Source organism: Gordonia aquimaris (assembly GCF_026262595.1).
GTDB lineage: Bacteria > Actinomycetota > Actinomycetes > Mycobacteriales > Mycobacteriaceae > Gordonia > Gordonia tangerina.
Genome location: NZ_JAPKFM010000029.1, coordinates 37048 through 49017 on the forward strand (window position 1 = coordinate 37048; position 11970 = coordinate 49017).

The following is an 11970-nucleotide window of genomic DNA, read 5'->3' on the forward strand; positions in this document are numbered from 1 at the left end:
CGGACGTGAGTCAGGCCACAGCGATGTCTCCGTCCCTGCCCACCCGGGTCCGGCGTGCGCTGATGCGCTCCGCCGGACGCATCCCACCGGTGGTGTTGCGCTTCGCCGGCCAGTGGGGCCGGGTCAACGCCGACGGTGACCGGTTGTCGCCGGAGATGGCGTTGACCGGACTGATCGCCGACAAGGTGCCGGCTTTCGAGATCGCCGGCAAACCGGTGTCGCAGGCGCGCGCGGATCTGACCGCCAACGCGGCGACGTTGGCGGAGGATCTGCCGGCGATGGCGGTCGAAGAGGACTTGCTCATCGACGGACCCGGTGGACCGATACCGGCCACGCGGTACCGCGCCCGGGTGCGTTCGGCCGGCATTCTCGTCTTCTTCCACGGTGGCGGGTTCGTGGTGGGTGATCGGGTCAGCCACGACAACCTGGTACGTCGGCTGGCGTTGTCGACCGGCGCCGACATCCTGTCCGTCGACTACCGGCTGGCCCCGGAGCATCCGTTCCCGGCTGCCGTCGACGACGCGGTCGCCGCGTGGCGCTTCGCGGTCGAAAAGGCGCCGCAATGGGGTGTGGCGACCGAGCGCATCGCGGTGGGCGGCGACAGCGCCGGCGGAAACCTGGCTGCGGTGGTGGCACAGCAGGTCCGCGACGACGCGATCACCCCCTGCCTGCAGATGCTCATCTACCCGGTGGTCGACGTGACGACGAAACGGGCGTCGCGCCGCGAGTTCGCTGAAGGCCTGTATCTCACCGACGAACACATGGACTGGTTCACCGACCACTATGTGCCCGACGCGACCCAGCGCTCCGATCCGCGCGTCTCACCGCTGCTGGCCGACGATCTCAGCGGACTCGCGCCTGCGTATGTGATCGTCGCCGGATTCGATCCGCTGCGCGACGAGGGCATCGCCTATGCCGATCGTCTCAAGCAGGCGGGTGTCCCGGTGACCCTCGACCGCGCCGGCAACCTGATCCACGCCTTCGCCAACATGACGCTGATCAGCCCGGACGCGCGTGCCGCCGTCGAGCGCATCGGCGCCGCGCTCGCGTACGCGTTTCGCTGACCCGGTATCGGCCGGGGGCTTGGGTCGCGACCTCGGAGCGGCCAGCACGCCGACCGCGCATCCGACGATCACCGTGATCGCGCCGATCAGCTCGACGGCGCTCGGACGCTCACCCAGCAATGCCCACGCCGCGGTGATGCCGACGATCGGCACCAACAACGACAGCGGCGCGACGCTGCTGGCGGGGTGGCGCGACATCAGGTACACCCACAGCCCGGACCCGACCACGGTGCCCAGCAGCACCGTGTAGGCGAGTCCGGCCAGCGCGAGCAGACCGCTGCGCGAGTCGAGAGTGGTCAGCGACTCGACACCGGCGCGGGGTCCGTCGAACACCAGACTCATCGCGGCGAACGGGATCGGTGGGACCACCGACATCCACAGGGTCATGCGCAGCGCGTTGTCGAGGCGGGCGTCGGGGGCCGGCCGCGTGGGCGGATGCTGCGCGGCGAGCCTGCTGCCGATGTTGCCGAACGCCCAGCCGAGGCCACCGAGCACCGTGAGCACCATCGGGACCAGCGCACCCAGCCCGAGCGGGCTGCCGGTGGCGCGGTCGATCCCGATGACCGCCATGCCGAGCACCGCCACCACGATGCCCACCACCTGGAGCAGGGCCATGCGCTCGCGCAGGAACAGCACTCCGAGCAGCACGGTGAACGGAGCCGACGTCTGCAGCACCAGCGACGCGAGTCCGGTTGGCATCCCCAGATGCATCGCCAGGAACAGGAAGGCGAACTGGACGAAGCCGAATCCGGTGGCGTACAGCAGAAACCACCGCAGGCGCACGTGCGGGAAGGTGACGAACGCGATGACCGGGACGGCCATCACCGCGAAGCGCAGCGCTGCGCAGAAAAACGGCGGGAAGTGGTCGAGGCTGAGGCGGATCGCAATGAAGTTCAGTCCCCACAGCGCCACCACTGCAAGCCCGAGGAGCCGGTCGCGATTGGTCATGACGACCATCGTGGAGACGAATTCGATCAAGGACAATCGAATTGTTGTGCACTGATGATGTAGTTTCTCTACATTGTCAGTGCATTGTCACCGCCAGCCGAGCGCCGGCGCCACGTGCGTCAGGATCGACTCGAGGACGTGTGCGTTGTAGTCCACGCCGAGTTGATTGGGAACGGTCAGTAGAAGGGTGTCCGCGGCGGCGATGGCCTCGTCCTCGCGCAACTGCTCGATCAGCTTGTCCGGTTCGTCGGCGTAACTGCGGCCGAAGCGGGCGACGGCGTTGTCGATCACGCCCACCTGATCGTCCTCGGAGCCACCGCGACCGAAGTAGGCACGGTCGAGGTCGTCGACGATCGCGAAGATGCTGCGGCTCACCGACACCCGCGGTTCACGAGAGTGGCCGGCGTCGGTCCACGCCTTCCGATATCGCTCGATCTGCTCGGCCTGTAGCTGGTGGAACGGTACGCCGGTGTCCTCAGTGAGTAGCGTCGAGCTCATCAGGTTCATACCCTGCTGCGCAGTCCATTCCGCGGTTGCGCGGGAGCCCGCACCCCACCAGATGCGTTCGCGCAGCCCGGGGGACTGGGGTTCGATGGGTAGCAGTCCCGGTGGGTTCGGGAACATCGGCCGCGGATTCGGTTGGGCGAAGCCATCTCCCGAGATGACCTTGAGGAAGACGTCGGTGTGCTGACGCGCCATGTCGGCGTCGGTGGACCCTTCGGGGGGCGCATAGCCGAAGTACTTGTATCCCTCGATCACCTGCTCGGGCGATCCGCGGCTGATGCCGAGTTGCAGTCGTCCGCCGGAGATAAGGTCGGCGGCTCCGGCGTCCTCGGCCATGTACAGCGGGTTCTCGTAGCGCATGTCGATCACTCCGGTGCCGATCTCGATGCGGTCGGTCTTTGCGCCGATCGCCGACAGCAACGGGAACGGTGAGGCGAGCTGACGCGCGAAATGATGCACGCGGAAGTACGCGCCGTCGGCGCCGAGTTCTTCGGCCGCCACCGCCAGGTCGATGGACTGCAGCAATGTGTCGGACCCGGACCGCACCTGCGAACCGTGCGCATCCGACCAATGTCCGAAGGACAGGAACCCGATGTTCTTCATACGCCTCCAAACGGTACTCCGGTCCGCTTCATTCCCGGCGCCTGGTGAAGGGGTTCTCCGCCCCGCATTCGCCAGAGTCTCCACTCACTCGCGGCGGGGTGTGCTGGTACCCGGGGATGAATGTGCGCGGCCGACGTGAGTCGGCACAGTACGTTGAGGTGCGTGGATGTGAAGCGGCTGCGATTACTGCGCGAGTTCGCCGACCGCGGCTCGATCGGAGCGGTGGCTGACGCCATGCACATGACGCCGTCGGCGGTGTCACAGCAGTTGAAGGTTCTCACGAAGGAGGCCGGCGTCGACCTGCTGGCCCAGGATGGACGCCGCATCCGGCTGACCGACGCCGGCCGCGCGCTGGTGCTGCGCGCCGATGAGGTGATCGCGGCAGTCGAACGGGCGCAGGAGGAGATGGAGGGCTACCGGTCGGGCGCCGCGACGGTGCGCCTGGCGATGTTCCCGTCGGGTGCTGCGCTGCTGTTGCCCGGGGTGTTGGACCGAGTCGCCGGCTCGGGTGTCGAGGTGATCGCCGCCGAGCTCGATGTGGGCTACCCCGATGCCGCCCCGGCGCTGGCGGACTTCGACATCGTCGTCACCCACCGGGATGAACGCACGGCACCGGTGCGGGCTCCGCGGGTCGAGGTGACCGAATTGATGCGTGAGCCCGTCGACGTGGTGGTCGCCGCGGGTTCTGAGTTCGCCGACCGCGACGACATCGAGGTCGACGACCTGGCCGACTGCGACTGGATCAGCGTGGAGGGCGGTTTCCCCGTCGACGATGTGCTGCTGTCGATTTCGGCGGTGACCGGGGTGGCGCCGCGGGTGACCCAGCGGATGCTGGACTTCGGCACCATCCAGTCCATCGTGGCCGCCGACCACGGCATCGCCCTGATCCCGCGGTTCGCGGTGCGCCATCCCGGGGTGAAGCGACTGACGCTCAAGGGAGTTCGCGCGGCCCGTGTCTATGAGGCCTTGACTCGGCCGGGGATGCGACGGGCGGTGACCGACGTCGTCGATCATCTGGTGGCGTCGGCGGAGGCCGCCGGACAGCGGTGAGCCGAGCGTTCTGCCCGGCGCAGTCGCGTGATGTCGCAGTTTGCGTCGGCGCTCCTCATGCCGGAGCGAGTCGGCGCGTGGATCACACCGGTGACTGCAGGGGCGGAGGGTTGCGCGTGGGTAGATGCAACGCACTGCAACCCTGGCAAGTTGTGCGCTGAGTCACATAGTCATGAACGCATCGGAATCAGCCGAGAAACAGGAGTCAGAACTGATGCGAGCAGCTGTCTATTACGGCGCGAACAAGGTGGAGATCGCCGACGTACCCGAACCTTCGCCCGGCGCGGGTGAGGTCAAGGTGCAGGTCGGCTTCAACGGGATCTGCGGCACAGATCTGCATGAGTACTTCGCCGGACCGATCTTCATCCCCACCGAGCCGCACCCGCTCACCGGAGCACAGTTGCCGCTGGTGCTCGGTCACGAGTTCTCGGGCACCGTCACCGAGGTCGGCGACGGCGTCACCGGCGTTCATGCCGGTGATCGGGTCGCCATCGAACCGATCTACCGTTGCGGGCACTGCGGCCCGTGCCGAGTCGGCAACTACAACATCTGTCAGCACATCGGCTTTCACGGCCTGATGTCCGACGGTGGAATGGCCGAGTACACAGTGGTCCCGGCGAACATGATTCATCAACTGCCGGAGAACGTCTCACTCGAGCTGGGCGCGCTCGTCGAACCGATGTCGGTGGCATACCACGCGGCGACGCTGGGGCAGCCACAGGCCGACGACACCGCGATGGTGTTCGGTGCCGGGCCGATTGGGATCGGACTGTGGTTCGCCCTGCGTGGCAAGGGGCTGGAGAACGTGTATGTGGTGGAGCCGTCGGCGACGCGACGCGCCGCCATCGAGGCGTTGGGCGCGACGACACTCGACCCGACTTCGCTCGACGTCGCGGAGTTCGTCGCCGACACCACCGACGGTCGGGGTGCCGACGCCATCTTCGACGCGGCCGGGGTGGAACCGGCCGTCAACACGGCACTCGACTGCATCGGTGCCCGACAGCCGCTGGTCAGCGTCGCCATCTACGAGAAACCGCTGACCACAACACTTCAGCGGCTCGTGATGAACGAGTCCCGCATTCAGGGTTCGCTCTGCTACACCTCGGCGGACTTCGACGCCGTCATCGATCTCATGTCGCAGGGTCGGTACGACACGACAGGGTGGGTGGACACGATAGGTCTCGATCGCGTGGTGGACGACGGCTTCGACGCGCTGCATGCCGGAGCGAAGATGAAGGTGCTCGTGGACCCGGCGGAGGTGGCGGCATGAGCGTCGTACTCATCACCGGCGGTGGGCAGGGCATCGGCCGTGGCATCGCGCTGCGGTTGGCTGCCGACGGACACGACATCGCGCTCGTCGACGTCAACGAGGCCGGTATCGGCTCGGTAGTAGACGAGGTCCGCGGACTCGGCGGCAAGGCCACCGCGTTCGTCGCCGACGTCAGCGACCGGGAACAGGTGTTCGCCGCCGTGGATCACGCTCAGGAGGCGTTCGGCGGGTTCGACGTCATGATCAACAACGCCGGCATCGCCCAGGTCGCGCCGATCGACGACGTGCGGCCCGACGAGCTAGAGCGCATCTGGTCGGTCAACGTGAACGGCGTGCTGTGGGGAATCCAAGCCGCAGCAGCGCGATTCACCGCAAACGGCACGCGGGGAAAGATCATCAACGCCTCCTCCATCGCCGGCCACGACGGGTTCCCCATGCTCGGTGTCTACAGCGCTACCAAGTTCGCGGTGCGTGCCCTGACGCAAGCCGCTGCAAAGGAATACGCGGCGCAAGGTATCACTGTCAACGCCTACTGTCCGGGGGTGGTCGGTACCGATATGTGGGTGACCATCGACAAACGTTTTGCCGAGCTGACCGGGGCAGCTGAGGGGGAGACCTACGAGAAGTTCGTCGGCGGTATCGCGTTGGGGCGCGCGCAGACGCCCGAAGATGTGGCTGCGTTTGTCTCGTACCTCGCTGGACCGGATTCGAACTACATGACCGGTCAGGCCGTGCTGATTGACGGAGGGCTGGTCTTCCGCTGAGTCGTCGTCTCGGCGATACGTCCGGCCTGGCGCAGGGCCTGCTCGATGAAGGTCTGAAAAGCCCACTCGAGTGTCTCCCGAGATCGGAGGGTGCCGTTCTCGTAGCCGACCAGAAGATACATCGCCGCAGTGGCGTAATGATCGGCGTCGGCTCGGTTTCCGACCACCTCGAGATAGGTGTCGGAGATGAACCGGCGTCGTTCGTCGTCGGCGTCGTCCTGCACGGCGCGCACGTCGGGGTCGTGTTCGGCCCACACCCGGATCGCCGCCTCGGTGTCATGGGGCAATCGCATCGCGATGTCGGTCAGGAACTGCAGGCGGGCAACCGGGTCGGTCACCGTGCGGGCCTCGGCGATCGGACGCCGACTCTCCTTCTCGCGCCAATGGTGGATGAGCGCTGAGGTGTAGGCGGGCCAGTTCGAGAACGCGTGATAGAACGAACCCGTGGTGGCGCCGACGACTTCACACACGGTCGCCAACTTCAACCCCGCGTGTCCCTGATCTGCCAAAACACGCAGGCCCGCGTCCAGATACCGGACTCGTGCCGAGTGTGACGGCGTACTGGTCTTCTTCGCTGTGGAGCTCACATCGACAGTGTAGATGTGATGGGTTGCACAAAACCATAAGTGCACTTACGCTATCTCCCATCCAGATGAGGAGACAGCTGTGAGCACAACGAACCGCAACACCGGACTGGACCCGGAGACCCGGTATGTGGAGATCTACCGGAACCTGTCGACCTACGAATTCCCATGGGATATCAACCAGTCACTGAGTTTCGCGCTGTTCCGCACCTACGCTGTCCCGAGCATCGGTAACCTGCTCGATCGCACAGGCGCGTTCACCCGGCAGACCCAGAAGCGCTATGACGACACCGCGATCCTGCTCGAGGTTCCCCTCGTCGAAGGTTTCGACAGTGCATCCGGCAAGGCCGCCATCCGTCGCATCAACCAGATGCACAAGATGTACGACATCTCCAACGACGACATGCGCTACGTGCTGTCGACGTTCGTGGTGGTCCCGGTGCGGTGGCTGGCGCGGTTCGGGTGGCGTGAACTTCAGGCGAATGAGCGCGTCGCGATGGTCCGCTACTACCAGGATCTCGGCCGGCACATGGCGATCAAGGACATCCCGGACACCTACGACGAGTTCGAGACCCTGATGGACGCCTATGAGGACGAGCATTTCGCCTTCGACGACGGGGCGCGTCGCGTCGCGGACTCGACCATGGACCTGATGGCCTCGTTCTATCCGTCGATCGCCGCACGGGCCGTCAACATCCTCAGCCGGTCGCTCATGGACGAACCATTGATCACGGCGTTCCGGTATCCCGAACCCGGCCCGGTGGCACGCGCGCTGTCGGTCGGTGCGCTCAAGGCGCGTGCCCGGGCTCTCCGGTACTTCCCGGCACGGCGCAAGCCGGCGCTGGTGCAGAACATGCCACGAATCCGCTCCTACCCCAACGGATACGACATCGAGAAGATGGGCACCTTCGCACCGGGCTGCCCGGTGCATGTCGAGTAGGTGAGTGCAACGTCCGGGGCCTGACGGACGCGGATCTCGGCCACGCCACACGTGCCGGGCGTCGACTCAATACGCCATGAACAAGATCTCGTCGCGGCTGTAGTCGTGTCCCGGGTGATTCTCCTTGAGGTGCTCGCGCACCTTCACCACCAGCTCGTCCTCGTCGGCGCCCTTGATCGCCTCGCCGCACGGACAGGTCAGACGCGTCTTCGGTCGGTTCATTTCGATCCTCACCTCGTTCGGCCGATGCCAGGTGTTCTCGTCACATGGTGTGTTCCGCAACTTGCGTGAGCGTACCTGTGGCGAGCGTCTCACATAGACGGCTGGTGCCGATAGGGACCGTGCGGGCCGATTCAGCGGTGTGGGACCACGTCCGGGGGTTGGCGCGGGACCCGAACGGGTGCGGGGTGCGCGTCGGCGCGGGAGACGATTCCGATCAGAGCGCCCACCGCGCCGGTGGTCACGGTCGCCACCGCCACCAGGGCCAGCGCGGAAGCCATCGCTAGAGTGTTCATGACATCCATTGTCCGAACGAAGGAGTCCCGTGGCACCTCAGCAGACGCTGACGGTTGGGACTCTCACATCCGGCCGCGGTGTGTGACATATGCGCAGATCGCGCACGATCCTGTTCGTGCTGCTCGGTGTCGTGGCGATGATGGGGTCTGTCATCGTCGGCGCGCCCACCTCCGCACAGTCGGTTGCCGGTCAACCGGGGCGTGCGATCGCGTTGACCCAGTTGGGGGAGTGGGGCGGACTGGATCGGGTGCTGCGGTTGTCGTATCTGACGAAGGATGCGCGCGGCGCTGTGGTACCGGCGAGCGGCATCGTCGCGCTGCCCGACGGTGCCCGACCTCGCGGGGGATGGCCCATCATCTCGTGGGCGCACGGCACCTCCGGGCTCGGTGAGAGCTGTGGCCTGGCCGATTCCGGCGATCTCATCCGATCGACGGCGCCGGTCGTCGGCGCCCTCACCGGGGCGGGATATGCCGTGGTGGCGACCGACTACGTCGGGCTCGGTCCGAATTCGCTCGGCCCGCACGCCTACTTGCACACACGCTCGGAGGCCACCGCGGTCATCGACATCGTCAGAGCCGCACGCACGGTGATCATCGGGCTCTCGGAGACCTGGGCCGCTGCCGGGTCGTCGCAAGGTGGCCACGCGGCGCTCGCCGCCGGCCACTACGCACACGACTATGCGCCTGAGCTCGACTTCCGCGGCACGGCTGCGCTGGCCCCGGCGTCGAACTTCGAGGATGTCATCCCGCTGATGCGGCCCGGGATCCCCGCCCTGCCGCGGGCGATGTCGGGGCCGCTGGCAGCGGTCCTGGCCGGGATGTCGGCCAACCAGCACGATGTCGACGTGTCGACGTACCTCTCGGACTTCGGCAGGCGGGTCGTAGCCGAGGTGGGCCGATCGTGTGGTCCGCAATGGGAGTCGATCCTCGACGGCACCCGGCCCGATGCGTTGCTGTCGAAGTCGCTCGGCGACGACACCTTTCGTGACGCGCTCCGCAGGTACATGGAGGTGCCCGTGCGCGAGCAGGGCGGTCCGATCCTGATCGTGCACGGCCTGCGCGATTTCACCGTGCCGATTCCGATGACCTATGCGCTGCTGCGTGCGTTCCGCAAGGCGGGGACCGACTACGAGTTGAAGACGATCAACAGCGATCACACCGACCTGCGGGCCGACGGTGGGATGGACGACGTCCTCGACTTCCTGGACCGGGTGATCCCCGCCGACTGAACCCTCGCCGGCTGATCCCCGACGGTGGCGCGGTCAGCTCAGCTCAGCGCCTTGGCTTTCAGCGCCTCGAACTCCTGCTGATCAATGGTGCCGGCATCCAGAAGTGCTTTCGCGTCGGCGATCTGGTCGGCTGAAGACTTGCCGGCCACCGACCGGATGTAGGCGTCGGACTGCTGCTGCATCTGGCTCTGGGTCTCGGCGGCGCGCTGGGACATACCGGGACCGCGCGCGATCAGGTAGACCAGCGCGGTGAGCCAGGGGATGAAGATCAAGAACACCATCCACACGGCTTTCCACCAGCCCGACAGGGCCCGATCGCGGAACAGGTCGCTGATGATCCAGAACAGCATCATCAGGTACGCCACGAAGATGAAGATCACCACGGTGTACCAGATGAAGTCCCAGAACGAGTCCCACATGTCGTCACTCCTTGAACGTGGCGGCATGGCGATGCCGCAGACGGATCGTCAGGTCAGAATGCCTGCTGCGAGCCCACGGCGGATCACCTGGAATGGGTGACTTCCGGGTCGTCGTCGCGTACTCACCCGGCACGGAGGATGTGGTCGGTGTCCATCTCGTGGGAAGGTCGGAGCATTGACCGGCGGGTTCGATCTCGCCATGCGAGGATTCGCGGGCATCGACAGAGCGGAGACACGACGTGAGTGAGCCGACCGGAGGGCATCCCGAACCGGACGCGGGTGCCGATCGTCCGGAAGACGCCGGTGCGCAACACCCCGCGGGGACCGCTGCGGAGCGCCTAGTCGACGAGAAAGAGGGCCCAGTCGACGGAAAAGAGGGCCCACTCGACCCCGACGAGCGGGCCGAACTCCAACGCCTGCGGGCGCAGGTCGCCGAACTGCGCGCCACCCCGGCACCGCAACGTCGGATGTTCTGGCGACGTTTCACCGCGGTGGTACTCGTGGTGCTGTGTGCCCTGCTGACGTTGCTGTCGGTGACGACGCGCTACGTGCGTGGCGAACTCCTCGACACCGACCACTATCTGACGACGGTGGCGCCGCTGGCATCAGATCCGGCCGTGCAGGGCCAGGTCACCGACGCGATCACCGCCGCGATCGACGAGCAGGTCGACATCCGGCAGATCACCGAGGACGCGCTGCAGCAACTCGTGGATCTGACTCCGGCCGAGCGTCCCCGCATCGACCAGACCGTCGTCGGTCTGGCTCCGGTGCTGGCCAACCAGGCCGAGTCGTTCATCGAGCAGACCGTGAGCCGATTCGTGCAGTCCGACCAGTTCGAACAACTGTGGGTGACGGCCAACCGTGCCGCACACCAGTCGGTGGTGGCGGTGCTCACCGGCGACACCGAGCGCGGTGCGGTCGAGGTCGATCCCAACGGCGCCATCAGCATCGAGCTCGGCCCGATCATCGAACAGGTCAAACAGATCCTTTCCGACCGCGGATTCGCTTTCGCGAACAACATCCCTCAGGTCGACAAGAGCTTCGTGGTGTTCGAGTCCCCGCAGCTGGCGAACGCGCAACGGTGGGTGAACGCGCTGGACAAGGTCGCCGATGTGCTGCCGTGGCTGGCCCTCGCCGCCGCCATCGGCGCCATCGCGGTCATCGGAGCGGGACGGCGATTGCGGATGACCGCGGTGGTCGCGGTCTCGATCGTGGTGGCGATGCTGTTGTTGGCCATCGGACTGCTCATCGGTCGTGCCGTGTACATGAGCGAGATCCCGGCCGACGTACTCGCTCCCGATGCCGCGCGGGTGATCTTCGATACCGTCGTCAATCCGTTGCGGTTGGCCTTGCGGGCGGTCGCAGTCGCCGCGCTGGTGGTGGCGCTTGTGGTGTTCTTCGCCGGCGGCTCCCGATCGGCGCAGGCGATCCGGCGTGGATTCACCGGCGGGATCGGAGCTCTCGACGCGCGGCGCAAGCAGCGTGCACCGAATGCTGTGGAGCAAGCCCTTTATCAGGCCCGTATCCCGGTGCGGATCGCCGTGGTGGTCGGTGCCGCGCTCATCCTGATGTTCTGGTCCTACCCGACCGGACTCGTGGTGATCTGGACTGTCGTGATCACCTGCCTGGCGCTGGCGGCTCTCGAGATCGCGATGCGGCCTGCGCGCCGCGAGGTGGCGGCCGAGGCCGCCACCCCTGGTCCCTGATCAGCGAGCGCGCCTGCGAGTTCGCGTCACGAAGGGCCACCCTCACACCGCGCGCAGCACCGCAACGAGCCTCAGGAGCCGTCGTTTCCGCTGCGTCCGTCGCGCGTCTTGCGCCGCGCCACGCCTCTGGCGACCAGCGACGCCGAATCCGGGGGAGCGGGTGACCGGACGACGGGGTGTCCGATCACAGCGCGCCGGCTGAGCCGACCGTGGCGCATCGGCATCTCCGATCGCCTCCCTCGTGTGGTGACTTTCTCTCGATGATGCCAGGCCACAGCCGCCGGGGAGGTCACCCGGACCGGATGATTGCTCGCCCTCTCGCCCTCTCACCGGCTTGCCGATATCATCTTCGCGGGTCCCCGAGGTCGTGTCGG

Annotated in this window: 12 protein-coding genes and 1 pseudogene; 7 read left to right on the forward strand and 6 right to left on the reverse strand. The window is 66.5% G+C overall.

Annotation, left to right across the window (positions count from 1 at the left end):
- The first annotated feature begins 5 nt into the window (after positions 1 to 5).
- Positions 6 to 1064 (forward strand): alpha/beta hydrolase, encoded by a 1059-nt coding sequence (locus tag OSB52_RS21165; protein ID WP_235721705.1) that lies wholly within the window; start codon positions 6 to 8, stop codon positions 1062 to 1064.
- Here OSB52_RS21165 and OSB52_RS21170 read toward each other — a convergent pair.
- Together OSB52_RS21170 and OSB52_RS21175 are read right to left on the reverse strand one after the other, a co-directional pair.
- Positions 1017 to 2012 (reverse strand): annotated as a pseudogene (locus OSB52_RS21170) (EamA family transporter); the annotation flags it as partial. The gene OSB52_RS21165 and the pseudogene OSB52_RS21170 sit on opposite strands and share 48 nt — an antisense overlap.
- An 87-nt stretch (positions 2013 to 2099) precedes the next feature.
- Entirely contained in the window at positions 2100 to 3119 is a 1020-nt protein-coding gene (locus OSB52_RS21175; RefSeq protein WP_266063419.1) for an LLM class flavin-dependent oxidoreductase, read from the reverse strand.
- A gap of 162 nt (positions 3120 to 3281) precedes the next feature.
- Here OSB52_RS21175 and OSB52_RS21180 point away from each other — a divergent pair, with 162 nt between their 5' ends.
- From OSB52_RS21180 to OSB52_RS21190, 3 genes are all read left to right on the forward strand, one after another.
- On the forward strand, positions 3282 to 4169 hold the full coding sequence (locus OSB52_RS21180; protein WP_266063420.1) for a LysR family transcriptional regulator: 888 nt from the start codon (positions 3282 to 3284) through the stop codon (positions 4167 to 4169).
- Between the two features lie 214 nt (positions 4170 to 4383).
- Complete coding sequence (locus tag OSB52_RS21185; protein ID WP_235721708.1) at positions 4384 to 5439, forward strand: 2,3-butanediol dehydrogenase; 1056 nt, start codon at positions 4384 to 4386, stop codon at positions 5437 to 5439.
- Positions 5436 to 6203 (forward strand): acetoin reductase, encoded by a 768-nt coding sequence (locus tag OSB52_RS21190; RefSeq protein WP_266063421.1) that lies wholly within the window; start codon positions 5436 to 5438, stop codon positions 6201 to 6203. Before OSB52_RS21185 ends, OSB52_RS21190 begins: the two co-directional genes overlap by 4 nt.
- Here OSB52_RS21190 and OSB52_RS21195 read toward each other — a convergent pair.
- Positions 6164 to 6790 carry a TetR/AcrR family transcriptional regulator gene (locus OSB52_RS21195; RefSeq protein ID WP_235721710.1) on the reverse strand — a complete coding sequence of 209 codons (627 nt, stop codon included), beginning with the start codon at positions 6788 to 6790 and terminating at the stop codon, positions 6164 to 6166. The genes OSB52_RS21190 and OSB52_RS21195 overlap by 40 nt on opposite strands.
- 79 nt (positions 6791 to 6869) lie before the next feature.
- Here OSB52_RS21195 and OSB52_RS21200 point away from each other — a divergent pair, with 79 nt between their 5' ends.
- Positions 6870 to 7727, forward strand: coding sequence for an oxygenase MpaB family protein (locus OSB52_RS21200; RefSeq protein WP_266063422.1), 858 nt, complete (start codon positions 6870 to 6872; stop codon positions 7725 to 7727).
- A gap of 66 nt (positions 7728 to 7793) precedes the next feature.
- On the opposite strand, the gene OSB52_RS21205 is transcribed toward OSB52_RS21200, so the two are convergent.
- Entirely contained in the window at positions 7794 to 7949 is a 156-nt protein-coding gene (locus OSB52_RS21205) for a DUF1059 domain-containing protein (RefSeq protein WP_235721712.1), read from the reverse strand.
- Between the two features lie 131 nt (positions 7950 to 8080).
- Entirely contained in the window at positions 8081 to 8242 is a 162-nt protein-coding gene (locus tag OSB52_RS21210) for a hypothetical protein (protein ID WP_235721713.1), read from the reverse strand.
- A gap of 89 nt (positions 8243 to 8331) precedes the next feature.
- On the opposite strand from OSB52_RS21210, the gene OSB52_RS21215 reads away from it, so the two are divergent.
- On the forward strand, positions 8332 to 9471 hold the full coding sequence (locus OSB52_RS21215) for an alpha/beta hydrolase family protein (protein WP_266063423.1): 1140 nt from the start codon (positions 8332 to 8334) through the stop codon (positions 9469 to 9471).
- 38 nt (positions 9472 to 9509) lie between these two features.
- On the opposite strand, the gene OSB52_RS21220 is transcribed toward OSB52_RS21215, so the two are convergent.
- On the reverse strand, positions 9510 to 9890 hold the full coding sequence (locus OSB52_RS21220; RefSeq protein WP_235721715.1) for an SHOCT domain-containing protein: 381 nt from the start codon (positions 9888 to 9890) through the stop codon (positions 9510 to 9512).
- A 239-nt stretch (positions 9891 to 10129) separates the two neighbouring features.
- On the opposite strand from OSB52_RS21220, the gene OSB52_RS21225 reads away from it, so the two are divergent.
- Entirely contained in the window at positions 10130 to 11596 is a 1467-nt protein-coding gene (locus OSB52_RS21225; RefSeq protein ID WP_235721716.1) for a hypothetical protein, read from the forward strand.
- The last annotated feature ends 374 nt before the right edge of the window (positions 11597 to 11970 follow it).